Genomic DNA, 24,425 nt, shown 5'->3' with positions numbered 1-24,425 from the left:
AACTGCATCCCCCTTTCGTGATTAGCTGACTTTTTGATGTTTGGTCAGATATAGTCAAACTTTATGCTTCTATTATAGCACTAGGAATATAGAAATCAAGTAAAAAGATTATGATTTTTAGCACTTACACCATAGGAGTGCTAAAAGTCATTAAAAATACATTTTTTGTGAATGTTTCGGAGAATTTTCTTGACATAGTGAATAATTATGCTAAAATAAATTATATTATTACACGATATAGGAGTAACAGTATGGTAAAAAATCGGTCGTTTTTAAAAGAAATTGATTTTAGCAAAGAAGAACTAGAAGCATTAATCGATCTAGGATTGAAATTTAAGGAACTCAAAAATGCAAAAATTTCGCATAAATATTTAGATGGTTTAAATATCGCTTTAATTTTTGAAAAGGCCTCAACAAGAACACGTTCTGCCTTCACAGTTGCGGGGCAAGACTTGGGAATGAATGTGACTTATCTTGGTGCTGGCGAAATTCAGCTAGGGAAGAAAGAATCGGTTGTTGACACAGCTAAGGTTTTGGGTTCCATGTTTGATGGGATTGAGTACCGAGGTTTCAAGCAAGAGGATGTGGAAACCTTGGCTGAGTACGCTGGAGTACCTGTTTGGAATGGACTGACCGATACTTGGCACCCCACACAGATGATTGCAGATTTTATGACTTTGAAAGAAGTTTTTGGAAAGTTGGAAGGTTTGACCATTGCTTATGTCGGTGATGGTCGCAATAACATGGCAAATTCTCTTTTAGTAACCTCAGCTATCTTGGGCGTCAACGTTAAGATTATCGCACCAACTGATTTGCAGCCTGAGGTTGAGATTGTGGCAATGGCAGAGCAGCACAACGCAGGAGCTAAATTAACTGTTACGGATGATATCAATGAAGTTAAGGGAGTTGATATGCTCTATACTGATGTTTGGGTATCTATGGGAGAAGACGTGGATTTCAAGGAAAGGATTGACTTGCTACTGCCTTATCAAATCAATGCTGACCTGCTGGCTAAGACTGAAAATCCAAATGTTATTGTCATGCACTGCTTGCCGGCTTTCCATGACCTTAACACTGAGATTGGTCAAGAAATCTATGCTAAATATGGCTTGGCTGAACTGGAAATCACTGACGAAGTTTTTCAAAAATACAGTTCTATTATTTTTCAAGAAGCTGAAAATCGCATGCATTCCATCAAGGCAATTATGTATAATTCGTTAAAATCTCTCTAAACTGATGACGAATAGTCCGCATTGTGTTAAAATAGAGGAGACAAAAAACGAATAGGAGAATAATATGGAATCACATTTGGTGAGAATTATCAATCGTCTGGAGTTGATGACGACTGATGCTAGCAATCTTAAACGTAATTTTGAACGAGATGGTGTTGTGGTTGCCGAAGTTTCTTTCAGTAATGACCCAGATAATGGGCCTGTCTTTACTTTGCGTGACGTTGAAGCTCGTGAATCATACTCATTTGATAGCATTGACCTTATCGCAATGGAAATCTACGACTTGCTTTATTAAAGAGGTCGGAGAAATAGTGTGTTGCCGACTATTATCTAGTAGCATAATCTTTTCATAGATAGCAGTGGATAGCTAGTCGCAATGTCTAAAAATCTCGTCAGAAAAGCTGATCATCATGTTTGGCTTTTTTCTTTTGGTTTTGAGAAAAGGCTGTTGGTATTTTTATGCAAAATGTGTTATAATTAGCTGAATTACTAGCGTGAGGAGTTAAGATAACTATGAATTTTTCATTTTTACCAACTTATTGGTCTTATTTCAATTACGGTGTCGTCGTAACCGTCATGATTTCGGCTTGTGTCGTTTTCTTTGGTACCATTCTGGGAGTATTAGTTGCTTTGATTAAACGTAGCAATATCAAAGTTTTAGACTGGATTGTTAGTTTTTACGTCTGGGTCTTTCGTGGAACACCTATGGTCGTACAAATTATGATTGCCTTTGCTTGGATGCATTTTAATAATGCTCCGACTATTGGTTTTGGTGTTCTTGATCTTGATTTTTCACGATTACTGCCAGGGATTATTATTATTTCGCTCAATAGCGGAGCTTATATTTCTGAAATTGTCAGAGCTGGGATTGAAGCTGTTCCAAAAGGTCAACTTGAAGCTGCTTATTCATTGGGAATTCGTCCAGTTAATGCTATGCGCTATGTCATTTTACCTCAAGCTCTGAAAAATATTTTACCGGCCTTAGGGAATGAATTTATTACCATTATCAAGGATAGTTCACTTTTGCAGACTATTGGTGTTATGGAGTTATGGAATGGTGCCCAATCAGTCGTGACAGCAACTTATACTACGGTTGAACCACTTTTATTTGCTGCTTTCTACTATTTAATGTTGACAACAGTTCTGTCTTTTGCACTCAAATCTCTTGAAAAACGTATGGCTCAAGGAGGAAAACACTAATGACTGAGACAATTATTTCCATTAAGAACCTTCACAAATATTTTGGAAAAAATGAAGTGTTAAAAGGGGTAAACCTTGATATTAAAGCAGGAGAAGTTGTGGTTATCATTGGTCCGTCAGGGAGTGGGAAATCAACTTTTCTTCGCACCATGAATCTTCTTGAAACTCCGACTAAGGGTGTGATTACCTTTGAAGGAGTGGATATTACTGATAAGAAAAATGATATTTTCAAGATGCGTGAAAAGATGGGGATGGTTTTCCAACAATTCAACCTTTTCCCAAATATGACAGTACTTGATAACATCACCCTATCTCCAATAAAAACTAAGGGCCTATCTAAGGTTGAAGCAGAAGCAAAAGCTTATGATTTGCTTGAAAAGGTTGGTCTTCGGGATAAGGCTAAAGCTTACCCACCAAGTCTTTCAGGCGGACAGCAACAGCGTATTGCTATTGCGCGTGGTTTGGCTATGGATCCTGATGTTTTGCTTTTTGATGAACCTACTTCGGCACTCGACCCAGAAATGGTTGGTGAAGTGCTTGGTGTCATGCAAGATTTGGCAAAATCAGGTATGACTATGGCTATCGTTACTCACGAGATGGGCTTTGCGCGTGAAGTAGCAGATCGTGTTATCTTCATGGATGGCGGTGTCATCGTTGAAGAAGGCACACCAGAAGAAGTTTTTGAACACACCAAAGAAGACCGTACCAAGGACTTCTTGAGCAAAGTCTTGTAAGAAAGCATCAAAACCTAGGCCATTCGCCTAGGTTTTTTAGTATCTGGGAAATGAGAAAATTCTCCTGTGCATAGCTCTATATAAGAACAAAAAATTGAAAAACATTTTCGAGGAGCTTTTGTATAAAGGTTCAAAGGTTTTAACATATTTTAAGAAGAAATTATCATCTGTAAGGTTACCCTTGTTTCATTTTTATTATTTTTGCATTTTTTAGTTCATAGATAGTATCATAATCTTCGGGATTATATTTGTGTGCAACTTCAATGATGGTAATGGTTTTAGGGAGCTGATGGAGGAGAGTTCTAATTGACTTTGCGGTATGTCTATCAAGGGATGCTGTGATTTCATCTGCTAAGATGACTGATTTTTGGCGAAGAAGTGTTCTCGCAATTTCTAGTCGCATGATTTGACCGCCTGAAAGATTGTGTCCATCAAGGTAGTAGTCTAGGTTTTGATTAAAGTCCTGTGATAAACCAACGGCTTTTAAGATAGATAAAAGTTGTTCATCGTTATAATTTTGATAAAGTGTTAGATTATCTCTCAGGCTAGCTTGAAAAATATAGGGAATTTGATGAATTAAAGAAATAAAATTGTAACTAGGTTTTAGTTGGTGATTCTTCCTGTTAGTATAGACGATGTTCCCTGAGTAATTTTGGTCTTCACCGCTTAAAATATTTAAAAGTGTAGATTTACCACTGCCGCTTTCTCCAACAAGAAGAACATGTTCGCCTTCTGTTATTTTTAAGTTAGCCTCTTTGATAATCACCTTTTCAGGAAATGACTTTGAAAGGTGAGCTATTTCAAGCGAACTAATGTGAGATGCTTCCTTGATTTGTAGTTGTTTATCATCAGGATAAGTTTGGGCGTTCTGAAGAATTTTTTCTTTAATCTTTTGACTTGATTGTAAATTTGAACTTGCCTCTAACAATTGTTGTAGAGGGTTAATCAGATAAGTAGAAGCGGTCATCATGGCAATTAAGGTGGTCAGAGGTAGATTTGTAATTGTTAATCCGATGATAAAGGGAAGAATAATTCCCAAACCTTTCAAAGGACCAGTCCAAAACATGACAAGATTATGAGTGGTGAAATATTGGAATTGACGATGCTCAGTATTTCTAATTTGGTTTAAGGTATGATTAGAAAAGTCACTTTCTGCCTGATTGCTCCGAATGGAATTTATCCCTTTTCCAAAGTCAGTAATGCTTTTCAAGCTTTCTTCCTTGGCTTGACTAAGCAGGAGGCCTGTTTTATTGAGTTTTTTATTAAAGATAAATTGGGGGATAATCATCAATAAGCCACCAATAACAAACAGTGTGCCTACAAAAGGATTTTGCCAAATAATATAAATAATTGAGACAATAATAGATGATCCAAAAACTGGAAAAATCAGCAAAGACAACAAGCAATCTTGCCAGAATATTGTTAAATCTTGTGTGAGTAGGGAGGTTAATTCTGAGTCTGTCAAACAAATCTGTTTAGAAGCGTAATTATCTAAAATCTGTTTAGAAATTTCAGTATTATTATCCTTAATGAGACTTCTCAGGAGTACATTTTCTACATACATAAAAAGATAAACAAGGATCCATAAGCTGATACTAACAATACCAAAAATAACGATTTGATAAGTATTATTTAAATCAAGCTTTCCAGCCAACTGAATAATAATGGGCATAATAACTCCTTGGCAGGAGTAAAGCAAGGCAAAAATTAGAAAGAGATATAATTTCCATTTTTTTAGGTATTTTAGACCATCCAGCATTTTATTTTCTCCTTAATACAAAATTAAAGTCATTTGATAGAATTTTTAACCTAAAATTATTTGTAATCATCTGTTTCATTTCTTTACAAATATCATGTGTTGTAGAATTCATAATTCTTATTTTAGGGCAAAATCCCCCTTTACAGATGAAGAGCAATTCACAGTTTTCACATTTATTTGAAAAACAATCAAGGTTATTAACCCATAAATCTTGATTGTTTGTATTTGTTACACCATTAGCTATATTTCCAATTACGTTACAATCTTCATATAAAGCAACAGTACATTTTAGTAGCTTCCCAGTAGTGTCAATGACATAGGAATTCTTTTTTTGAGCATAACACGCAAGATTATTTGTAGCAATTATAGAAGGATCAAAGAGTCGAAAACCTTGTGACAAGGCGTATTTAGAAAATTCAAAGGAAATATCTTTTTCAAACATCTCAACTTCGTATCCCTTTACCCGCTCACCACATCCCCAATTTCCCACATTCCTGAAAATAAATTTAAATCTCTTATCAGGTTTGAAATATTTTGCATCTGTATTTAAAAAGTTTTTAACATCTTCAGAGTTTTCTTTTGAAACATTCCTCCTGATAATTATTTGAAAAGAGAGAGATGTGTTAATAGTTGACAGTAAGTTATCTATAACACGTCTATAGCTACCATGACCATTTTTTAATACTCTTTGATTGTCGTGCCCTTTTTGAGTTCCATCAATTGTTATTTGAAAAGTTGTGATTTTACATAAATTTACTAATTTAGAAAAAACAGTGGGTGATAGGAGGTACCCGTTAGTTGTTATATCAGCAGAATATAAAATGTCGTTCTTGTTACAATAAGTAATAAGAATATCGGAAATATCAAGTATTTCTCGATATCCTAACAGGGGATCCCCTCCAAACCATGAAATATGTAATCTACTAAAGTTTTTTTCAGATAACTTATTTTTTATGAAGGATATTATATCTGAAACTTTATCATGGATACATATATTTTCGAATTTTTCGTAACAATATTTGCATCTGAAGTTACAATCACCGTGCGCAAGGATAATGATTCTTAAAGTATCATTATCCTTATTTTGTAGCATTTTCAATGTGCTAGATTTTTCATTTTCAGCTGTATAAAATTGATGATCTGCTAAAAAAATTTGGAACCTATTGAACAGCTCTGTATCATTTTTCAAATCTTTTAGTAAGTTGTTTTCTATTTTTACTGATAAATTATTTTTAGTATTAAATAAGTATACGTGCTTATTATCATCAAGTTTAATAACATATTTAGAATAATTCATTTTTCACCTACAAATCAGCCAGCTTGTAACTCAATACAGGCTGGCGACTACTCAATTATAATATAACTTTTAAGTTATGTTATAATATCACTTAAAGGTTTAAACAGCCCCCGCCACATAGATTGCTAGATTCTAATTGTTGAATCGCAACAGATTTATTTTCTTCAATAATCATGGTTGTTCCTCCTTTCACTTATGTTGTACCTATTATAACTTTGAAATTTAAATTATTTAATATTTTTCGGAAATCCGAACAGGAGTTTTTATGGAACAAGGACAAAAATTCAGACTAATTCGCAAGCAACGTCACTTAACAATTAAACAATTAGCAGAAGTTGCTAGTTCAGTTGCCAGTATTTCTGATTTTGAAAATGGAAAAACCTCTTTATCTAATGATAATCTCTTTAAACTGTTGAGATATTTACGAGTTGAATACAATGAATTTTTCGACAATGATTTGTTATTGGATAAAAGCTTTCAAGAGTTAGCCAATGATTTTAATAAGGCTATGTTTGAAGGCTATGTTTGAAAAAGATGTTGCTTCCCTAGAGAAATGTTGTCATGCGTTTGAACAGTTAGGAAATAACAATCCCATAGATAAGATTATTTCTTTATGTATTCAATGCCAAATACACCAGTTGCAACACCGAACTTTAGATAATGGGGTTATAGAAACTCTGAGAGATTATTTCTTTTCTCTTGATATTTGGACAAATGTGGATATTAGTTTGTTGGATATGGCTAAAACAGTTTTTAATGTAAAAACATTAACCATTTTTATGAATGAAATTATGGCTAGTATCGATCATCCACCTAGAAATAATCTTGATCGTATTAAGGTTGACAGCATTGGTAGTTGTATCTTTTACCTCATCAAAATTGGCGAAAGTGCTGAAAGCAGGCGATTTTTATCACTTTTAGAAGAACTTAGATTTCCTGATTATTTTGCCTTACAGAGCCTATATCTTAAGGAGCTTGAATCCGCCTATCATTATTGTTTTAAAAATAAATCAAATGGTCTGAATCTGCATCAGAAAGTTTTGAAAACTTTAGAGTTTATTGAGTTAAAAGGATTGGCAGAGGAATGGGATACCGATTTTAAATCTGCGTTTATCAATGAGTTTTAATGTGAAATCCGAAAGGAAGCAAATGGAAGCAAGAGAAAAATTTAGAGCTATTCGTAAGCAACGTAAACTATCTTTAAAGCAGTTGGCAAGTATCGCAGGATCAGCAACCAGTATATCTGATTTTGAAAATGGTAAAACGATGCTTTCTAACGATGTACTCTTAGAACTGTTGAGTTATATGATTGTTGAAGTTAATGAATTTTTTGAGTGGGATTATTTTTACAAGTCTGACTTCTTCACTCAAGTCAATCACTTACAAAAAGCAATAGCTGATGGTAATCAAGAAGAACTGTTTTCTTTGACGCAGGTCTTTGAAACTTTGGCTTCAAGTCAAGGTCACTATATTTACCACATTATTAGTTTGACAATTGCTATTGTCTTAGCTAAGTTACAGGGGAAAGAGCCAGATCAGGAAATCATTGCAGAGTTAACAGATTATTTTTTCTCGATAGATTATTGGACGAATTTAGATATTGGTTTATCGGGAAATGTGGTGTCGTTTTTAACAGCAGATACGCTAGCTCTTTTAGCCACAGATATCCTAAAAGAACTCAATTCTGAACCACGCAATAATTTAGACAGAATTAAATATGACACACTCTTGAACTGCTTATCTGTTTTGCTTTCTAGGAAAGAAAAGAGTTTAAGTCAGACCTTATTAAATCACTTAAAGCAGTTTTCCCTACCTCACTATTTTGCCTATGAAAAACTTGCCTTGTTAGAATTGGAAGCAAGTTTTGATTATTTGTGGCAAGATAGATCAGAAGCAAAAAGGCAACACCAACAAGTTTTGAGTGCTATTACCTTATTATTTTCAGCGGAGGAGGCTAAGCAGTGGCATGAAGAGTTTGAAAAAATTGTTTCATGAGAGGATTTTGTGGAGAAATTGTTGATTTGGTCAGCGTATTTTCATTGTAGATATCAAATCAAAAACTGTTAGTCTATTTCTTTTCAGACGAAAACTGGTTTAATTTATAATTATTCTAAATAACACATGTATTTATTTAGAATGACTCTAAACAATGTATAAAATACACAAAATATTCATTTTTTTGCTAAAATGGGTATTTTTTTGTGTTATAATGGTGACGTTGAAAGTATTTTTAGGGTTGACTAGCGAAGGAGGCTAATGAGTTGATTTTACTAGATGCCAAACCTGAGGTGGCTTATAAGATTGTCAGTATTGATTTACCAGAGGAAAGCCAGCGGCATTTGTCCAATCTTGGTGTCAAGGTTGGCAGTCAGGTGAAGATTGTATCGAAAACTAAGACGAGCGCTATTATTATGCTTAAGGCCAGTCGGTTGGCTTTTGATCAATCTATTTTAAAACACATTGATGTGACAGAGGAGGAAAATATTCTGGAAGCTCTGCCATTATCAGAACTAAAAGTTGGAGAATCCGCCTATGTAGAGGGAATTTTTGCTATTGGCGAGGCAAAACGTCGTCTTATGGATATGGGGCTGACGCGTCATACTAAGATTTATCTGCGAAAGGTTGCACCTTTGGGTGATCCGATTGAGATTAGCTTACGCGGTTATGAATTAACGTTACGTAAGTCTGAAGCGCAAATGATTAGTGTTGTGAAAACAAGGAAGGAGGTAACAGGTGACTGAGATTGCTTTAATTGGGAATCCTAATAGTGGAAAAACCAGTCTATTTAACTTGGTGACAGGAACCAATCAGCGTGTTGGAAACTGGCCTGGAGTAACAGTTGAGCGCAAAAGTGGAACGGTCAAAAAAAACAAATCTCTTAAAATTCAGGATTTGCCAGGGATTTACTCGATGTCGCCTTACACGCCAGAGGAAAAGGTTGCGCGTGATTACCTGCTCAGCAATCATGCTGACAGTATTTTAAATGTGGTTGATGCGACTAACTTGGAGCGAAACTTATATTTAACGACCCAACTTATTGAGACAGGGATTCCTGTTACCATTGCGCTCAATATGAGTGATGTGCTCAAGAGTCAAGGAAAATCTATCAACACGGAAAAATTATCCTATCAATTAGGGGTTCCAGTCATTTCAACCAGTGCCGTTAAAAGCTATGGAGTGGATAAAGCGGTCAAAATGGCTGCCCAGACAACCAAAGCGACTGTTGATAGCATTCAATTTCCACTTTACGATGATAAGTTTGAAGCGGCTATTGCCCAGATTATTGAGGTTCTTGGTGATTCAGCGCCAGAGCGTTCAGCACGTTTTTATGCCATTAAACTCTTTGAACGTGACAGCCTAGTAAATCTAGATCTCAATTTGTCTGAATTTCAGAAACAAGAAATTGCCGAAATTATCAGGATTACAGAGGAAGTCTTTACTGAAGATTCGGAAACGATTGTCATCAATGAGCGTTACGCCTTCATTGAACGTGTGGCAAAAATGGCACAGAGTCAGGAAAGCGACTTTAAAATGACGATTTCTGATAAGGTTGATAAGATTGTAACCAATCGTCTTTTAGCCTTACCGATTTTTGCACTGGTCATGTTTTTGGTTTATTATCTGTCAATTCAAACAGTCGGAACCATGTGGACTGACTGGGTTAATGATGTCCTTTTTGGAGAGTGGATTCCCAATTGGGTTAAATCTGGTTTGGATTATTTACATGTGGCAGGTTGGTTGGAATCTCTCGTTATTGATGGGATTGTTGCTGGGGTTGGAACGGTACTTGGTTTCTTGCCACAGATATTTGTGCTTTTTGTCTGTCTAGGTATTTTGGAAGATATTGGTTATATGAGCCGTATTGCCTTTGTCATGGATCGTATCTTTAGACGTTTTGGTTTATCAGGAAAATCTTTTATTCCAATGCTCATTGCGACAGGTTGTGGTGTACCAGCGATTATGGCTAGTCGTACCATTGAAAATGAGCGTGACCGTCGTATTACCATCATGACATCAACTTTCATGCCTTGTTCAGCTAAGTTAGAAATCATTGCGCTAATTGTAGGAGCCTTTTTCCCAGATAATCCATTTATTGCACCTTCAACTTATTTTTTAGGATTGGTTGCTATCATTTTGTCAGGGATTGCTCTTAAAAAGACTAGTTTCCTTGGTGGCTTTACGAGTCCTTTCATTATGGAATTGCCAGCTTATCACTTGCCAAAACTGCTGTCTGTCTTGCGTTATGCATTTAGCAAGGCGCTTAGTTTTGTGAAGCGGGCAGGAACGATTATCTTTAGTTTGACAGTACTGATTTGGTTCATGTCCAACTATAACTTCACCCTACAGGTAGTGGATACAGAGTCCTCTATTTTAGCTAGTTTAGGAAAAGCTGTCGCTTGGATTTTCGCACCACTTGGCTTTGGAAATTGGAAGGCAACGGTAGCTGCGGTGACAGGTCTTGCGGCCAAAGAAACGGTTGTAGCAACCTTTGGTATTTTATATCACGATAGTTCTGAAACTGGTTTGTCTCAGGCTCTGCTCGCAGATTATTCAGCACTAGCTGCTTATTCGTTCTTGACGTTCAATTTGTTGTGTGCACCGTGTTTTGCAGCCATTGGAGCTATTAAGCGTGAAATGAATAATGTTAAGTGGACGGTTGGTGCTATTGCATTTCAAACAGGGCTTGCTTATGTGGTTAGCTTAATCATTTATCAAATTGGTCTGGTTATGTTGTATGGTAAAGCCATCAATTTTTGGACTCTTGTTGCACTTGCTTTGCTATTGATCATCATTTACTTTATTGTCCGAAAACCACGCGCAATTAAAGAAAAAGTCATTACGCTAGACAATCTGGCTTTGAGTCAAAAGTAAGGAGGGCATCATGGCAACATTAGTGATTACACTCATTATTGCAGTGGCGGTTTTTTATGGCCTGCGTAGTTTTATCAAGGGCAAGGGGTCTTGTGGGGATTGTAATTGCTCCTGTCCAGTTAAAAACGAGATGCATAAGGCAAAAAAATGACATAAATAAAGGAAGCTGGGACTTTTGTCTCGGCTTCCTTTGTTTGCGTAGCTGTAGTGTGATTTAATTTCCATTGCGTATAAACTATCCAATTATTACTCTCCCACTATCGGAAGCTCAATATTAACTAGAAGGCCAGGATGGTTACTGTCAAAGTGAATATTTCCTTGATGGAGGAAAATGATTTGTTTGGTGATGACGGTTCCCATACCGTGAGTGTCATAATTGCGGGATTTCTGATTGAGTTCAAGAATTTTTTCAGCACTAATAGAACCATTGTCTGTGATTATCAGTTGTGCGTGGTCTCCAACCTGTTGTAAGTTGAGTTTCAGTTGTGGCGAGGCATTGTGCGTTAGGCTGTTGAGAAGAATATTGTTGATGGCGCGTGTCAGCAGCGTTTTATTACCCAAAACAGGAGTTGCTTCTTCTGGCAGTTTAAAGCTCAAATCAATCCCTTCATAGTTATTGTAGAGATCAGCTATGATTTGTCTGAGGAGACCATTAAGGTCAAAACTGGTCATTTCCTGCTCAATATCTTGATTCTCCAGCAGATAGCTCATATTAAGGTTGGAGATGATGTCCTCCATTTTATGAATATTAGCTTCGATTTGTTGAGTTTGATGACTGCGACCTTGCAGACTTTCAAGTTGGTTAGTGTACCCAAGGATAAGGGTCAGAGGGTTGCGCAGATCGTGACTGATACCGCGTATCCAATGGCTGCGCATTTCCTTGGTTTCAATCAAGAGCTGCGAGGTCTGATTAAGAGCGAACTTGATTTCAGACAAATTGCCTTTTTCATCAAGAAGGACAGGTCGGCTGTCAGACAAGTCAGCAAGGGCTTGAGTGATCGGTTTGAATTCCTTACGCAGCCTCATTTGCGACCGCAGGTAAATAGCCAATAAGGCTATGATCAGTCCCACAAAAATACCTGCAACCAGCTTTGCGATGCTAAAGAAATTTTGGACGTTGTAGTAATTGGCAGGATATTTTTCAAAAGACCCCTTGGGATAGCCTAAGATGAGAACTTTTTCACCAACGACAAAGGTAAAAACAGGATAATCGTCCAAATACCAGCGTGACGAACGAGCCACATCTGCTATGCTGTAGTGGCGCTTAAGCTTGTCTGGTAAGCGGTAGGATTGTTCAATGTTCCCTTGCTCTGACAATAGCATAAGCCAGATTTTTTGCTTGTCTAGAAATTTCTTATTCTGAGTGGTTAGCTGTAACTGGCTATGACTGACCATTGTTTTGACGATAGCTGTCGGCTCTTCATGACTGTTTTGCATGCTATCAATGATGTGATAGCTGCCAAATAAAAAGATAAAAATGGCAGTCAGCCCCAGAAGAACCACTGTCGCAAAATAGGTCAGCAAAACCTTAGAAAAATACTTAAAAGTCGTCATTTAATCCACCCGCAGCTGGTAGCCCAGCCCCTTAATAGTAATGAGGTGGACAGGTTTAGACGGATTAGCCTCTATCTTCTGCCGCACCTTGCGGATATGAGCCATGAGCGTATTTTCATAACCTTGATAATTGTCGCCCCAAACCTTACTCAAGAGCTGGTCGAAGGTGACGATTTTATTTTTGTGATCGTATAGCACCTTGAGCAGGCTGTATTCTTTAGCGGTTAGCGGAATTTCTTGGTCCTCTTTGAGAATGGCTGCGCGCTCAAAATCAATCTGACAACTATCTAATTGCACCACGTCATCTTGCGGCGGATAGCTGCGCTTGAGAATAGACAAGAGCCGCAGTTCTAGTTCCTTAGGACGAAAGGGTTTGACGATGTAGTCATCCGCTCCCAGCTCGAAACCTTGGTATTGCTTTTCAATGTCAGACACCGCAGACAGAAAGAGCACAGGCATGTTGGAATTTTTACGAATTTCCCGCAAAACTTCGAAACCTGAACCATCTGGTAGCATGATGTCCAAAATAGCTAAGTCAAAGGCTCCCCTTTCCAGAAGTTTCAAAGCTTCTTTTTTGCTGACAGCCCGTGTCAAATGACTGAAACCAGCAATAGATAGACTTTCTGTGATCATGTCTAAAATCTCGGGATTGTCATCTAAGATGAGTAGTTTTCTCTCTTTTTCTTTCATATCAGTTCACCTCAATCTTAGTATAGCATAATCAAAAAGCCCGCTCTGCCATTTTCCTAAAAATTAAGGAAGAATTAAGGTAGAGAGTAAGGACTGGTAAGGTAGGAACGCTATACTGAAAGTGTCAAGAAAAAGGAGGTAGACACATGACAACAATGATTCGTTTAAAAGAAGTCAAGAAAGTTTTTGGAAAGCAGATTGCTGTTGATTTAAGCGATTTGCATATTGAACAAGGAGAGATTTACGGACTTATCGGACCAAATGGTGCTGGTAAGTCAACTATCATGAAAATGATTTGTGGTCTTCTGGAGCCAAGCTCTGGTCAGGTTACGGTGGCAGGAGTTCCTATGACGGAGGCTAATCGCGTGGGTATTCTAAAGCAGATTGGTTCTCTGATTGAGGAGCCCGCTTACTACGATAATCTGACAGGCTTTGAGAATATGCAGATTCTCAAAGAATTGAAGGGGCTGACGGATCATGACGTGGCAGAAGCGCTAGCTATTGTCCGACTAACGGATTATAAGGATAAGCGGGTCAAGCATTATTCCCTAGGAATGAAGCAGCGTTTGGGCATTGCCATGGCTATCATGGGGCGTCCTAAATTGATTGTCTTAGATGAGCCAACTAATGGACTTGACCCACAGGCGCGTGAAGAGATTCGTAAGCTTATTCGCAGCCTACCTGAGAAGTTTCACACCACAGTCATGATTTCCTCTCATGCTTTAGATGAAATCGAAAAGATGGTGACTCAGATTGGTATCATCGGGAAAGGGAAACTGCTTTATCAGGGAACCATTGAACAGTTCAAGAGTCAACATAGTAGCAATATCTGTCTAAGAACATCATCTGATGATATGGTGGCTGCACTTTTGGGACTTGATGTTAACCAAACACAATTAACGGAGCAAGGTATTTTGTTGCCGCATTATGCTGATGCCCAACTAGCACAAGTCGTGAAACGCTTGGTGCTTGCTGATGTGGCAGTCTATCGTGTGTTTGAAGTTAGCAAGTCCTTAGAAGAACTTTTCATCGACTTCACTATCAGTGATGTCTTGTAGGAGGTTGCTATGCTGAAACTTTTTAAGATTGAATCTCAAAAATACCGTGGCTTGCCCATTTTCCGCCTTTTGTTTGTTTCTCTTGTCATATCTATCTTATTTTCTTGCATACAGATTTTTGATCATAAAACTGCGGCAGATTTGGCGAGTCTGGCCAAACTCTATGGGGTTTGGGATGCAGTTGCTATGGTCAAAATTATTGTTCAGCCGGTGATATTGGCGAGTCTGGTCAGTATAGCTGTTCAGCTGGAAAATCGTCATAAGATGTGGAAGGTTCTGACCAGTAGCGGTGTGGATTATAAGTCTATCTACGCTGTCAAATTCTGCTACATCTATGGAGCCTATGCCCTAATGCAAATCTTAGAATTCTTGTCGATAACTGCCCTGATTAAAATGAAGGGATATACCGTCAGCATACCGATAGGAAGAATGGTTTTGTATGGCCTGACCATGCTGGCTATTTCAGGGACAATCATGCTCATTCATTATCTCTTATCGCTCAAATGGGCTAATCAGCTCATCAGCTTGTCAGTAGCTGTCTTAGCCAGTTTGATGAGTGTGATTATGATTTTCATTTCAAAAGCTACTATGTATGTCATTCCTTATACTTGGTATGCTTTTCTCATGGCCAGTCAGCTTGAGAAAGTTGGAGACAAGTTTATTTACCATATCGCTGCATTTGATTATTATCCTTTGATAGCATCCGTTATTCTGGGACTTGTCCTTTATCAAGTCGGCAAGCGCGTTAAGATTGGAGATTAAGATGACTTTATTAAAAATTGAATGCCTAAAATTACGTCGAGCAAGATTGTGGTTGCCGCTTTTGATTTTGCCGCTTCTATCAGTTCTTTATGGCAGTATCAATTATGCAGGCAATCAAGGCATACTCAAGAAAGAATGGCTTAGTTTGTGGACACAAGTCTATCTCTTTTATGGTAGTTTTTTCTTTCCGTGTATGATTGGTATTGTCTGTGCTTATATCTGGTATGGTGAACACAAACATAATAACATCAAGCTTTTACTGACGTCGGCTTATTCACTTAGGCAGATTATCTGGGCAAAGATGCTAGTGGCCTTTACCTTGGTCATGCTGTCTCAAGTTTACTTTTTGTGGCTGTATTCTCTGAGTGGTTTTTTCTTCCACTTTAAGATGGCCTATCCGCTGGAGTTGCTTGGTTGGAACTTAATAGCTACGCTCTTTTCCATTGCTTTGGTGGCTATCCAGTCTTATCTCTCGCTGGTGATTAAAAGTTTTGCACCGCCAGTTGCTTTGTCAATGCTGGTAGGACTTGGAGGCTTTATTCTCACTGCGCAGAATATCATTCCAGAACTTGGCAATGTTCTAGCTTCATCAAAATTGGCTCTCCTCATGAATCAAATGAACACTGCACATGTGTCCTTGCCTTTTGACATGTGGCTGCGCTTTGTTTTATATTCAGCCCTGATTGTAATGCTCTCAGTTCACCTCCAAAAAAGGCACTTAAAAGGACAAATGAAATAGTGCGTTAGAATATTCAGAAAAAGGAAGTGACATCGCTTCCTTTTTTGGTATAATGGTTTTAATAATATTTAGGAGATGCGTAATTGATGACAAAAAAAATAGATGGAAAAGCACTAGCACAGAAAATACAAGGACAGCTAGCTGAAAAAGTTGTACAAATGAAGGCAGACTATGGCATTATTCCAGGTTTGGTTGTAATATTAGTTGGGGATAATCCTGCCAGTCAAGTTTATGTCCGCAATAAAGAGCGCTCTGCCCTTGCTGCAGGCTTTAAAAGTAAAACAGTACGTTTGTCAGACAGCATTAGTGAAGAAGAATTACTTACTGTCATTGAGCAGTACAACAACGAACCAGATTTTCATGGGATTTTGTTACAGTTGCCTCTGCCAGCTCATATCAATGATAAACGGATTTTGATGGCCATTGATCCTAAAAAGGACGTAGATGGCTTTCACCCAATGAACACAGGCCACCTTTGGAATGGTCGTCCTCAGATGGTTCCCTGCACGCCAGCTGGTATCATGGAAATGTTACGCGAATACCACGTTGATCTTGAGGGTAAGCAGGCTGTCATTATTGGTCGCTCCAACATCGTTGGTAAGCCTATGGCACAATTGTTGCTTGATAAGAATGCTACTGTCACACTGACTCATTCCCGCACACGCAATTTGCCAGAAGTCGCCAAGCAGGCTGATATTCTTATCGTAGCAATTGGTCGAGGTCATTTTGTGACTAAAGATTTTGTTAAAGAAGGTGCAGTTGTTATTGATGTGGGGATGAATCGCGATGCCAATGGAAAACTAATTGGTGATGTTGATTTTGCTGATGTTGCTCCTATTGCTAGTCTTATCACTCCAGTGCCAGGTGGTGTCGGTCCAATGACCATTACCATGTTGCTAGAACAAACCTATCAAGCGGCCCTTAGAAGTGTGACGAAACATGATTATTGATGAAGACTTAGCAGCAAAAATTATCCAACCTCGTCCGCTGAACAGTCATAAAGGTACCTTTGGAAAAGTACTTCTTGTTGGGGGAAACTATCCTTACGGTGGAGCCATTATCATGGCGGCTCTGGCTTGTGTCAATAGCGGAGCGGGTTTGGTAACAGTTGCAACTCACCGAGATAATATCACCGCCTTGCACAGCCATCTACCTGAAGCTATGGCTTTTGACATGGCAGAAGAAAAACGATTAGCAAATCAAGTGGCAGCAGTAGATGTCATCTTGATTGGTCCAGGTCTATCCGAAGATGACCTAGCACAAAGGTCTTTTGATATCGTTTTTGGAAACATTAGTCCTCATCAGACCTTGATTATTGATGGCTCTGCCCTCAATCTCTTGGCGCGACAGGGGGTGCTCAAGTGGCCAACAGAAAAGCTAGTGTTGACACCTCATCAGAAAGAGTGGGAGAGGTTGTCTGCGCTTCCGATTGCTGAGCAATCAGTGGAAAAGACACAAACAGCACTAACTCATTTTCCTAAAGAAACAGTACTAGTGGCTAAATCGCATCAAACAAAGATTTTTCAAAATCAACGGATAGGCGAGTTAACTGTGGGTGGTCCTTATCAAGCAACTGGAGGTATGGGCGATACCTTGGCGGGAATGATAGCAGGGTTTCTGGCACAATTTCGAAATGATTTGTTTGAGACGGTAGCTGTGGCAACTTATCTGCATTCTGCCATCGCGGAAAGCTCGTCTCAAGAGCATTATGTAGTACTACCAACCAATATTAGCACGGATATTTCAAAATGGATGAAGCGATTGAGTGAGAGATAGAAGTGAAGACAGCTAAAAAGTAGTGAGTAATGAGTTTAAAAAAGTTGCACTTATTCTTGTAATTTGTTCTGACAAAAAAGCTAACAAGGAGAAAAAATAATGTTTAGTCAACTGGTTGAAGAATTGTCACATTACGATGAAGTGGAGGCTATCGCTCTGGGTGGCTCAAGGGCAGGTCAACTCTTTGATGAACAATCAGATTATGATGTTTATGTTTATCTAGCAGAGCCTTTGGCTGTCGAAAAGCGCCGAAATGTGCTAGATAAGTATTGTTCCTATATGGAGTATGGCAATCAATTTTGGGAGTTGGAAGATGATGGTGTACTTAATAACGGTATTGAGATTGAACTTATTTATCGCAATTTAGACGATTTTCGCCAGGAAGTAGAAGCGGTAGTCTTGAAGCATCAGGCTCATAATAGTTACACAACAGCGATGTGGTACAATTTGTTGCACAGCAAGATTATCTTTGATCGCATAGGGCGTTATGCGAAACTGCAAAAGGAGTTGACTCTACCATTTCCTCAAAAACTGAAAGTCAATATCATCAATCGTCAGTTGCAACTGCTGGAAACTAGCTTACCAGCTTATCCTCGTCAAATTAAGAAAGCTCTAGAGCGTGGCGATTTTGTAGCGGTCAATCATAGGGTAGCTGAGTTCTTAGCATCTTACTTTGACTTGATTTTCGCTTTTAACGGGCAACCTCACCCTGGAGAGAAACGCATGTTGACTTATGCCAAGAAAACTTGCTTGCACTTGCCTCGAGATTTTGAAAGTAATCTTACCGACTTGTTTAACCACCTCTTTGATGAGAAGAATACAGCTATTGTAGAAAATCTAGTATCAGGTGTGTATGAACTGGTGGAAGGCACGCAATAATACTCTTCGAAAATCAAAATTATCCGTTGTCAACTTGCCTTGATGAACTCAAGTTCTATCGTCGGCTTCGTTTCCTAGGCTACTTTTGATTTTCATTGAGTATAAGTCATCAAAATATAAAAAATAAAATCCAGTTTCTTTTTGCGGAAGCTGGATTTTACGTTTTCAACAAGCAATTTTATAAACAATATCAGCCATCTCTTCAGGACTTTCTTGACCTCCATCAGCTATCCATCGAGAAATGATAGACTCAATAGAGGCGATATAGGAAGTTCTGGCATAGCGTGCAGGAATATGATAACGCTCTTCAACACTTTGATCGAAGTTGGGAATTTTATCCAGAACTGTAGTGATAAACTGTCTGATAGAATGTGGCAAATCAACGTAGGTAGAAGTGGAAAGGGCGGAGATAAATTCAAAGTCTTTGTTAATATAGAGGAGAGCTCCGAGTATAACTTCCTTAGACAGCACGCTTGTATCTTCTCCGATAATGCTGTATATGTCAGCAAAAGTCTCTTCTTTCATTTTTTCAATCATATCATACTTGTCAATATAATGTAGATAAAAGGTACCACGGTTGATACCAGCTTCTCTACAAATCATGGTTACTGAAATCTCTTCGAAATTTTTTATGTTAATCAGTCGTGTCAATGCCTGTTTGATATAGGACTTGGTTTCTGTTGTACGTTTTTGCTTCATTTTAATACCTTTCTTAAATCAACATATTGTTGATTTTTGACCATTGTTTTTTTAAAGTAAGTCTTTTATACTTAATATCAGGTTTAAAAATCAACACGTTGTTCATTTTGTGTTATAATTATTATAGTGAAAATTCATGAAATGTCAAGTCTTATTAAGTGAAGGAGATATTATGGCCTATATAGAAGTTAAACATTCCTCTAAGCGGTATCGCATGGGAGATACTATCATATCAGCAAATGAAGATGTCAATTTTGAGATTGAAAAGGGTGAGCTAGTTATTATCCTAGGTTCTTCGGGAGCTGGGAAATCAACCATGCTCAACATTTTAGGTGGCATGGATACCAACGATGAAGGGCAAGTCATCATTGATGGGACAGATATTGCCCGATTTAATTCACATCAGAGAACCAATTACAGACGCGACGATGTGGGATTTGTTTTCCAATTTTATAATCTGGTTGCCAATTTGACAGCCAAAGAAAATGTGGAGTTGGCTTCAGAAATTGTGAAAGATGCTATGGATCCTGTTGAGATTTTAAATCAGGTTGGATTGGCGAATCGGATTAATAATTTTCCAGCGCAACTTTCGGGTGGAGAACAACAACGGGTATCCATCGCACGTGCAGTAGCGAAAAAACCTAAAATCCTGCTCTGCGATGAACCTACAGGTGCCCTAGACTACAACACAGGAAAACAAGTTCTGCAAATCCTACAAGATATGTCTCGCAACCAAGGGGCAACGGTCATTATTGTGACTCACAACTCAGCTTTGGCACCTATCGCTGATCGCGTCATTCATATGAGGGATGCGACAGTTAAGTCTATCAAGGTCAATGATCATCCTCAAGATATTGCTACCTTAGAATACTAGGAGGTTGTCATGGCAAAAAGAACTTATTGGAAAGATATTAGGCTGTCATTTAGTCAGTCAAAGGGGCGATTTCTATCAATCTTCAGTTTGATGGCCATCGGTGCCATTGCTTTAGTTGGTTTGAAAGTAACTCCACCAAATATGGAACGGACGGCTCAGACCTACATTGACCGCTACAAAACCATGGATCTAACTGTCATGGGTAGCTATGGTTTGGATGAAGACGATGTTAAGGAGTTAAATGCTCTCGACAATGCGACAGTGGAATATGGCTATTTATCTGATGTTACAATTAAGGGAAGTAATGATGCGATTCGGATTTTTTCGGAAAGTCAAAACATTTCACGTTATAAGCTCATTTCGGGAGCAATGCCTCAAAAAGCTAATGAGATTGCTTTGGAATCTAGCATGAAATCCGATTACAAGATTGGTGATAAGATTTCCTTTAAACAATCGGAAACTGGTATTTTGAAAAATACTAGTTTCACCGTTACGGGTTTCGTGGATTCATCTGAGATTTGGGATGAAAAGACCATGGGAACTTCAACAGCTGGTTACGGTCAATTAACGGGTTATGGGGTAACAACGGCTGATGCTTTTGATTCTGATGTTTATCTGATTGCACGGATTAGATATGATAATTTGAAAAATCTAGATTATTCCAGTGATGAGTACATGGAAAAACTCAATCAGCACAAGGACGATTTGGATGATTTATTGGCAGACAATGGTAAGAAACGCTTGGCTCAGTTAAAGAAAGATGGTCAGGCAGATATTGACAAAGGCTATGTAGAAATTGAAAAAACTGAAAAATCACTTGCGGAAGCTGCTCAGAAAATAGCAGTAACTGAAAGTCAAATAGCCTCTGGTCAACTACCAACTCAAGCTGCCAGTGCGGCTCTGGCTCAGTCTAAAGCAGATTATGAAAAACAAAAGTCTCAAGCAGAGAGCCAAATCGCTAGCTCAAAAAGCGATTTAGAAGCTGCACAGGAAAAATTGGATTCTCTGAAAACTCCCACCTACAATTCTTACACTCGTTCTAGTCTTCCTGGTGGAGAGGGCTACACCACTTATAGTGCGGCAACGGGAAGTATTTCCTCAGTTGGTAATATTTTTCCGGTTGTGCTTTACCTAGTAGCTGCCATGGTGACCTTGACAACCATGACTCGATTTGTTGATGAAGAACGTAATAAGGCGGGTATTTTTAAGGCATTAGGCTACACCAATCGTCAAATTTTAGCTAAATTTGTCATTTATGGCTTAGTAGCTAGTATGCTTGGGACTGCAGTTGGGATTTTGGCGGGAAATGTCATTCTTTCTCCAGTGATTGGCAATATCATCTCAGGAACATCTGTCATTGGGGCTTCCCATCTCTATTTTTACCCTTCGTGGACGCTTTTGACCATCTTTCTGGGGCTTATCTCAGCTGTCCTACCAGCCTATTTGGTGGCACGAAAGGAACTGACGGAAGAACCAGCTCAATTGTTATTGGCAAAACCACCGGTTTCAGGCTCTAAGATACTTTTGGAGCGGTTGACCTTTATCTGGAAACGGCTTAGCTTTACTCATAAGGTAACGGCTCGCAATATTTTTCGTTACAAACAGCGCATGCTTATGACCATTTTTGGAGTGGCTGGATCAGTGGCTTTACTTTTTGCAGGACTGGGAATTCAATCGTCCATTTCTGGTATTGTGGATAGCCAATTTGGCGATATTTTAAAGTATGATATGATTGTGGTTGAAAATAGCGGTGCTAGCCAAGAGGATAAAAAAGCTGTAAATAATTTATTATCATCCAGTCAGGTTAGTGATAAATTAGCTGTTCAATACCTGACTACCGATCAGAAAATTTCAGGAGTGGCAGAGAACCAAACAGTCTCTGTGCTGGTTTCTGACAGTTCAGACCTTGCGAACTTTATCAAGCTAAAAAATCGTACTAGTGGTCAATCACTCAAACTAACTAATAGCGGTGCTGTTATTTCTGAAAAACTAGCTAAACTCTATAAAGTTCAAGTTGGCGACAACATTAAGATGAACCTAGATAGCAAAACGGTGAACGTTAACGTATCTGGTATTTCTGAAATGTATGCGGGACACTTTGTCTATATGACCGCAACTTATTACCGAGAATTAACTGGTCAAGCACAGGCTAAAAACAGTTATTTGGTAAGGCTAAAAAATGGCTCTAGCAAAGGAATCCGTAAAGTTGCAGCTAATTTTCTAGCACTAGCGGGAGTTGCTGGAGTTTCGCAAAACACCTCCTTGATTAAGCAAGTGGAGACTGTCTCTAGCTCCCTCAATTCAGTCATGTTGATTTTGATTGTCTTGTCAGTTTTACTAGCAGTAGTTATTCTTTATAATTTGACCAATATCAATGTTGCCGAGCGGATTCGTGAATTGTCGACAATTAAGGTGTTGGGCTTTCATAACAAAGAAGTGACCTTATATATCTACAGAGAAACCATTAGCCTGTCCATTATTGGGATTGTGCTGGGATTACTTGGTGGGTATGGGCTACACCAAGCTATTTTAAATATTATTGGCTCAGACAATATTATGTTTAATCCTTCGGTAGCTCTCTATGTTTATTTGGTTCCAATCTTTGCTATTGTGCTCATCTTAGCGATACTCGGCTGGCTAGTCAATCATAATCTCAGAAAGGTTGATATGTTGGAAGCCTTGAAATCTGTGGAATAGAAAAAGGAAATGAAGGATATCCTTTTTAAAGTTCTGTCTCTATAGTTTTACTCACAAAAAATATAACTCTCAGTCCATCCTTAGGATGAGAGTTTCTTTTAGGTAGCTTATCTTTTATTACTTCGACGAATGAGGAAATCTTGTTTCATTATTTCTAGCTTCAAATAATTTGAGATGATTTGAACTCTCGTTACCTTAGCTCCAGTACTGTTTGCAACTTGTTTCCTAGTACATTAATATGAAGAGTAATCTTAAACTTTATTTTATATTTATGTGACGATGTGCAGTAGTGGTTTATAAGTGATTAGGAATTAACAGTATATTAACAGTATTAAGTAAAATTTTAAAAGTATTTTGCATTTTCAATGCTTAAACAATGGGCCACCAAGGTGAAAACTAAAGTCAGAAACGTCAATCCAGCCAACGACTTTATCGCTTTTGTACAATGCGATGAGGAATGCTGCCATTTCTTGGCTGCTGTGGTAGGTTGAAAACTGTTTGTCATAGTCATATTGCTTAGTGTCAGTGGCTCGCATGCCAAACTCAGTTTTGGTAGCTGCTGGCGCTAGCACTTTGACCTTTAAGGGGTGTTTGCCTTCCTGCATTTCTAAGGCGAGCCCTTCGGTAAAGGCACTAACATAAAATTTGCTGGCGCAGTAAGTGACAGCCTTGGGAACCAGCATATAACCGCCACGAGAAGAGATGTTAATCAACTGTGTATCTGGCACATCTTGGTAATCTCTGATGTAGAGGGTAGATAGGATGGTCAGTGTCTCAATGTTGAGGTGAATAAGCCTGCTCACTTTATCAAGATTTTGTCTTGCTATGCTGTCATAATTACCAAAACCAGCATTATTAATAAAAGTGCTGATGTGAAATGGCCTTAAATCATCGTACAGATCTATGGCATTTTGTGGGATGGAGAGGTCAACGACTTTGATAACGATATCAAGGTTCGGTTGGTCTTTGAGAATATCTTTCTTTAGGTCTTCAAGTAATGCCTTGCGCCGTGCAACTAGAATGAGATGGTGCCCCATCTGCCCAAAAGCCTTGGCTGCTGCCCGGCCAATCCCAGAGCTAGCGCCAGTAATGCAAGTATAGTGCTTTAGTGTGTCCATATCAAATACCTCCTTAGGTGATATGAATCAAGCATAACATCTGGTGTACACTCTAGGTCAATAGGAGGTGACAGATTTTTTAAATCTAATTCTTTGAGCTATCAATGCCAAGATAGGTCTTGATTTTTTTCTCTAGAAAGTCAATGTGCAGGTCGATGTCTTTCTGTTGGGCATGAAGTTTATCAAGCTGGCGAAACAGGAGTTCTAACCTTTGAGGTATGGTTTCATCTCCTTGATACCTCAGTTTGGCATATGTCCTCATGTGCTTAATAGGCATTCCTGTTTGTTTCAGACGAATGATAAATTGTACCCATGCGATATCTGTTTCATCGTAGTAGCGGTGGTTGTTGGTCAGTCGATGAGAGTGGATGAGTCCTTCTTTTTCATAATATCTAAGGGTATCTATGGAAAGTCCGCATTTTCTAGAGAATTCCCCGATAGCATAGTGCTTTTGCATAACTTCCTCCTTAATGATTGTTATTAGG

Annotated in this window: 25 protein-coding genes; 18 read left to right on the top strand and 7 right to left on the bottom strand. The window is 38.4% G+C overall.

Translation table 11 applies throughout. The features are described 5' to 3' along the window. Nucleotides 1-251: 251 nt before the first annotated feature. The 4 genes from argF to A3I7_RS0109390 all read left to right on the top strand — a co-directional run bounded on the left by argF (nt 252) and on the right by A3I7_RS0109390 (nt 3,166). The gene (argF, locus tag A3I7_RS0109405) at nt 252-1,232 is read left to right on the top strand and encodes an ornithine carbamoyltransferase (protein WP_018376536.1); all 981 of its coding nucleotides are present in this window, start codon (nt 252-254) and stop codon (nt 1,230-1,232) included. A 64-nt stretch (nt 1,233-1,296) separates the two neighbouring features. Beyond that, nucleotides 1,297-1,527 (top strand): DUF1797 family protein, encoded by a 231-nt coding sequence (locus tag A3I7_RS0109400; RefSeq protein WP_018376535.1) that lies wholly within the window; start codon nt 1,297-1,299, stop codon nt 1,525-1,527. Between the two features lie 218 nt (nt 1,528-1,745). Next, on the top strand, nt 1,746-2,432 hold the full coding sequence (locus tag A3I7_RS0109395; RefSeq protein ID WP_018376534.1) for an amino acid ABC transporter permease: 687 nt from the start codon (nt 1,746-1,748) through the stop codon (nt 2,430-2,432). Beyond that, a complete protein-coding gene (locus A3I7_RS0109390; RefSeq protein WP_018376533.1) occupies nt 2,432-3,166 on the top strand; it encodes an amino acid ABC transporter ATP-binding protein in 735 nt (244 codons plus the stop codon). The genes A3I7_RS0109395 and A3I7_RS0109390 overlap by 1 nt, the downstream gene beginning before the upstream one ends. 175 nt (nt 3,167-3,341) lie before the next feature. Here A3I7_RS0109390 and A3I7_RS0109385 read toward each other — a convergent pair whose 3' ends face one another. Continuing rightward, nucleotides 3,342-4,838, bottom strand: a complete 1,497-nt coding sequence (locus A3I7_RS0109385; RefSeq protein ID WP_245538857.1) for an ATP-binding cassette domain-containing protein — start codon at nt 4,836-4,838, stop codon at nt 3,342-3,344. A gap of 88 nt (nt 4,839-4,926) precedes the next feature. Further along, on the bottom strand, nt 4,927-6,222 hold the full coding sequence (locus tag A3I7_RS0109380) for a radical SAM/SPASM domain-containing protein (RefSeq protein ID WP_018376531.1): 1,296 nt from the start codon (nt 6,220-6,222) through the stop codon (nt 4,927-4,929). A 265-nt stretch (nt 6,223-6,487) separates the two neighbouring features. On the opposite strand from A3I7_RS0109380, the gene A3I7_RS14620 reads away from it, so the two are divergent. The 6 genes from A3I7_RS14620 to A3I7_RS13770 all read left to right on the top strand — a co-directional run bounded on the left by A3I7_RS14620 (nt 6,488) and on the right by A3I7_RS13770 (nt 11,245). Beyond that, nucleotides 6,488-6,751: a helix-turn-helix domain-containing protein gene (locus A3I7_RS14620; RefSeq protein ID WP_051071848.1), complete on the top strand. Its 264-nt coding sequence runs from the start codon at nt 6,488-6,490 to the stop codon at nt 6,749-6,751. Continuing rightward, nucleotides 6,744-7,349 carry an Rgg family transcriptional regulator gene (locus A3I7_RS13255; protein ID WP_051071847.1) on the top strand — a complete coding sequence of 202 codons (606 nt, stop codon included), beginning with the start codon at nt 6,744-6,746 and terminating at the stop codon, nt 7,347-7,349. The genes A3I7_RS14620 and A3I7_RS13255 overlap by 8 nt, the downstream gene beginning before the upstream one ends. 22 nt (nt 7,350-7,371) lie before the next feature. Then, nucleotides 7,372-8,217, top strand: coding sequence for an Rgg/GadR/MutR family transcriptional regulator (locus A3I7_RS0109365; protein WP_018376530.1), 846 nt, complete (start codon nt 7,372-7,374; stop codon nt 8,215-8,217). 266 nt (nt 8,218-8,483) lie between these two features. Then, on the top strand, nt 8,484-8,963 hold the full coding sequence (locus tag A3I7_RS0109360; RefSeq protein ID WP_018376529.1) for a ferrous iron transport protein A: 480 nt from the start codon (nt 8,484-8,486) through the stop codon (nt 8,961-8,963). Further along, the gene (gene feoB / locus A3I7_RS0109355; protein ID WP_018376528.1) at nt 8,956-11,094 is read left to right on the top strand and encodes a ferrous iron transport protein B; all 2,139 of its coding nucleotides are present in this window, start codon (nt 8,956-8,958) and stop codon (nt 11,092-11,094) included. The genes A3I7_RS0109360 and feoB overlap by 8 nt, the downstream gene beginning before the upstream one ends. A gap of 10 nt (nt 11,095-11,104) precedes the next feature. Then, nucleotides 11,105-11,245, top strand: coding sequence for a FeoB-associated Cys-rich membrane protein (locus A3I7_RS13770; protein ID WP_018376527.1), 141 nt, complete (start codon nt 11,105-11,107; stop codon nt 11,243-11,245). Between the two features lie 95 nt (nt 11,246-11,340). Here A3I7_RS13770 and A3I7_RS0109345 read toward each other — a convergent pair whose 3' ends face one another. Then, nucleotides 11,341-12,648, bottom strand: a complete 1,308-nt coding sequence (locus A3I7_RS0109345; protein WP_018376526.1) for a sensor histidine kinase — start codon at nt 12,646-12,648, stop codon at nt 11,341-11,343. After that, on the bottom strand, nt 12,649-13,338 hold the full coding sequence (locus tag A3I7_RS0109340) for a response regulator transcription factor (protein ID WP_018376525.1): 690 nt from the start codon (nt 13,336-13,338) through the stop codon (nt 12,649-12,651). Nucleotides 13,339-13,484: 146 nt separating this feature from the next. Here A3I7_RS0109340 and A3I7_RS0109335 point away from each other — a divergent pair, with 146 nt between their 5' ends. The 6 genes from A3I7_RS0109335 (at nt 13,485) to A3I7_RS0109310 (ending at nt 18,552) form a co-directional block, all read left to right on the top strand. Continuing rightward, nucleotides 13,485-14,396: an ABC transporter ATP-binding protein gene (locus tag A3I7_RS0109335; protein WP_018376524.1), complete on the top strand. Its 912-nt coding sequence runs from the start codon at nt 13,485-13,487 to the stop codon at nt 14,394-14,396. A gap of 9 nt (nt 14,397-14,405) precedes the next feature. Further along, a complete protein-coding gene (locus A3I7_RS0109330; protein WP_018376523.1) occupies nt 14,406-15,158 on the top strand; it encodes an ABC transporter permease in 753 nt (250 codons plus the stop codon). A 1-nt stretch (nt 15,159) separates the two neighbouring features. After that, entirely contained in the window at nt 15,160-15,897 is a 738-nt protein-coding gene (locus A3I7_RS0109325) for an ABC transporter permease (protein WP_018376522.1), read from the top strand. Between the two features lie 86 nt (nt 15,898-15,983). Next, nucleotides 15,984-16,847: a bifunctional methylenetetrahydrofolate dehydrogenase/methenyltetrahydrofolate cyclohydrolase gene (locus A3I7_RS0109320; protein ID WP_018376521.1), complete on the top strand. Its 864-nt coding sequence runs from the start codon at nt 15,984-15,986 to the stop codon at nt 16,845-16,847. Beyond that, nucleotides 16,837-17,673: an NAD(P)H-hydrate dehydratase gene (locus A3I7_RS0109315; RefSeq protein ID WP_018376520.1), complete on the top strand. Its 837-nt coding sequence runs from the start codon at nt 16,837-16,839 to the stop codon at nt 17,671-17,673. Before A3I7_RS0109320 ends, A3I7_RS0109315 begins: the two co-directional genes overlap by 11 nt. A gap of 99 nt (nt 17,674-17,772) precedes the next feature. Then, the gene (locus A3I7_RS0109310; RefSeq protein WP_018376519.1) at nt 17,773-18,552 is read left to right on the top strand and encodes a nucleotidyltransferase domain-containing protein; all 780 of its coding nucleotides are present in this window, start codon (nt 17,773-17,775) and stop codon (nt 18,550-18,552) included. Nucleotides 18,553-18,717: 165 nt separating this feature from the next. On the opposite strand, the gene A3I7_RS0109305 is transcribed toward A3I7_RS0109310, so the two are convergent. Continuing rightward, nucleotides 18,718-19,251 (bottom strand): TetR family transcriptional regulator, encoded by a 534-nt coding sequence (locus A3I7_RS0109305; protein WP_018376518.1) that lies wholly within the window; start codon nt 19,249-19,251, stop codon nt 18,718-18,720. A 172-nt stretch (nt 19,252-19,423) separates the two neighbouring features. Between A3I7_RS0109305 and A3I7_RS0109300 the strand changes: the two genes are divergently transcribed. Together A3I7_RS0109300 and A3I7_RS0109295 are read left to right on the top strand one after the other, a co-directional pair. Beyond that, nucleotides 19,424-20,125 carry an ABC transporter ATP-binding protein gene (locus tag A3I7_RS0109300; protein WP_018376517.1) on the top strand — a complete coding sequence of 234 codons (702 nt, stop codon included), beginning with the start codon at nt 19,424-19,426 and terminating at the stop codon, nt 20,123-20,125. Nucleotides 20,126-20,134: 9 nt separating this feature from the next. Beyond that, nucleotides 20,135-22,822 (top strand): ABC transporter permease, encoded by a 2,688-nt coding sequence (locus A3I7_RS0109295; protein WP_018376516.1) that lies wholly within the window; start codon nt 20,135-20,137, stop codon nt 22,820-22,822. 362 nt (nt 22,823-23,184) lie between these two features. On the opposite strand, the gene A3I7_RS0109290 is transcribed toward A3I7_RS0109295, so the two are convergent. Beyond that, nucleotides 23,185-23,940 (bottom strand): SDR family NAD(P)-dependent oxidoreductase, encoded by a 756-nt coding sequence (locus tag A3I7_RS0109290; RefSeq protein WP_018376515.1) that lies wholly within the window; start codon nt 23,938-23,940, stop codon nt 23,185-23,187. An 85-nt stretch (nt 23,941-24,025) separates the two neighbouring features. Further along, on the bottom strand, nt 24,026-24,397 hold the full coding sequence (locus tag A3I7_RS0109285) for a MerR family transcriptional regulator (RefSeq protein WP_018376514.1): 372 nt from the start codon (nt 24,395-24,397) through the stop codon (nt 24,026-24,028). Nucleotides 24,398-24,425 lie beyond the last annotated feature (28 nt).

The organism is Streptococcus orisratti DSM 15617, from assembly GCF_000380105.1.
In the GTDB taxonomy this organism is placed as follows: Bacteria; Bacillota; Bacilli; order Lactobacillales; family Streptococcaceae; genus Streptococcus; species Streptococcus orisratti.
Note: the sequence above shows the minus strand (reverse complement) of the source record. Positions and strands in the feature narration are given on the sequence as shown.

Coding starts and splice junctions, on each gene's coding strand:
- argF (WP_018376536.1), top strand. CDS start 252: ATGGTAAAAAATCGGTCGTTTTTAAAAGAAATTGATTTTAGCAAAGAA.
- A3I7_RS0109400 (WP_018376535.1), top strand. CDS start 1,297: ATGGAATCACATTTGGTGAGAATTATCAATCGTCTGGAGTTGATGACG.
- A3I7_RS0109395 (WP_018376534.1), top strand. CDS start 1,746: ATGAATTTTTCATTTTTACCAACTTATTGGTCTTATTTCAATTACGGT.
- A3I7_RS0109390 (WP_018376533.1), top strand. CDS start 2,432: ATGACTGAGACAATTATTTCCATTAAGAACCTTCACAAATATTTTGGA.
- A3I7_RS0109385 (WP_245538857.1), bottom strand. CDS start 4,838: ATGCCCATTATTATTCAGTTGGCTGGAAAGCTTGATTTAAATAATACT.
- A3I7_RS0109380 (WP_018376531.1), bottom strand. CDS start 6,222: ATGAATTATTCTAAATATGTTATTAAACTTGATGATAATAAGCACGTA.
- A3I7_RS14620 (WP_051071848.1), top strand. CDS start 6,488: ATGGAACAAGGACAAAAATTCAGACTAATTCGCAAGCAACGTCACTTA.
- A3I7_RS13255 (WP_051071847.1), top strand. CDS start 6,744: ATGTTTGAAAAAGATGTTGCTTCCCTAGAGAAATGTTGTCATGCGTTT.
- A3I7_RS0109365 (WP_018376530.1), top strand. CDS start 7,372: ATGGAAGCAAGAGAAAAATTTAGAGCTATTCGTAAGCAACGTAAACTA.
- A3I7_RS13770 (WP_018376527.1), top strand. CDS start 11,105: ATGGCAACATTAGTGATTACACTCATTATTGCAGTGGCGGTTTTTTAT.
- A3I7_RS0109345 (WP_018376526.1), bottom strand. CDS start 12,648: ATGACGACTTTTAAGTATTTTTCTAAGGTTTTGCTGACCTATTTTGCG.
- A3I7_RS0109340 (WP_018376525.1), bottom strand. CDS start 13,338: ATGAAAGAAAAAGAGAGAAAACTACTCATCTTAGATGACAATCCCGAG.
- A3I7_RS0109335 (WP_018376524.1), top strand. CDS start 13,485: ATGACAACAATGATTCGTTTAAAAGAAGTCAAGAAAGTTTTTGGAAAG.
- A3I7_RS0109330 (WP_018376523.1), top strand. CDS start 14,406: ATGCTGAAACTTTTTAAGATTGAATCTCAAAAATACCGTGGCTTGCCC.
- A3I7_RS0109325 (WP_018376522.1), top strand. CDS start 15,160: ATGACTTTATTAAAAATTGAATGCCTAAAATTACGTCGAGCAAGATTG.
- A3I7_RS0109320 (WP_018376521.1), top strand. CDS start 15,984: ATGACAAAAAAAATAGATGGAAAAGCACTAGCACAGAAAATACAAGGA.
- A3I7_RS0109315 (WP_018376520.1), top strand. CDS start 16,837: ATGATTATTGATGAAGACTTAGCAGCAAAAATTATCCAACCTCGTCCG.
- A3I7_RS0109310 (WP_018376519.1), top strand. CDS start 17,773: ATGTTTAGTCAACTGGTTGAAGAATTGTCACATTACGATGAAGTGGAG.
- A3I7_RS0109305 (WP_018376518.1), bottom strand. CDS start 19,251: ATGAAGCAAAAACGTACAACAGAAACCAAGTCCTATATCAAACAGGCA.
- A3I7_RS0109300 (WP_018376517.1), top strand. CDS start 19,424: ATGGCCTATATAGAAGTTAAACATTCCTCTAAGCGGTATCGCATGGGA.
- A3I7_RS0109295 (WP_018376516.1), top strand. CDS start 20,135: ATGGCAAAAAGAACTTATTGGAAAGATATTAGGCTGTCATTTAGTCAG.
- A3I7_RS0109290 (WP_018376515.1), bottom strand. CDS start 23,940: ATGGACACACTAAAGCACTATACTTGCATTACTGGCGCTAGCTCTGGG.
- A3I7_RS0109285 (WP_018376514.1), bottom strand. CDS start 24,397: ATGCAAAAGCACTATGCTATCGGGGAATTCTCTAGAAAATGCGGACTT.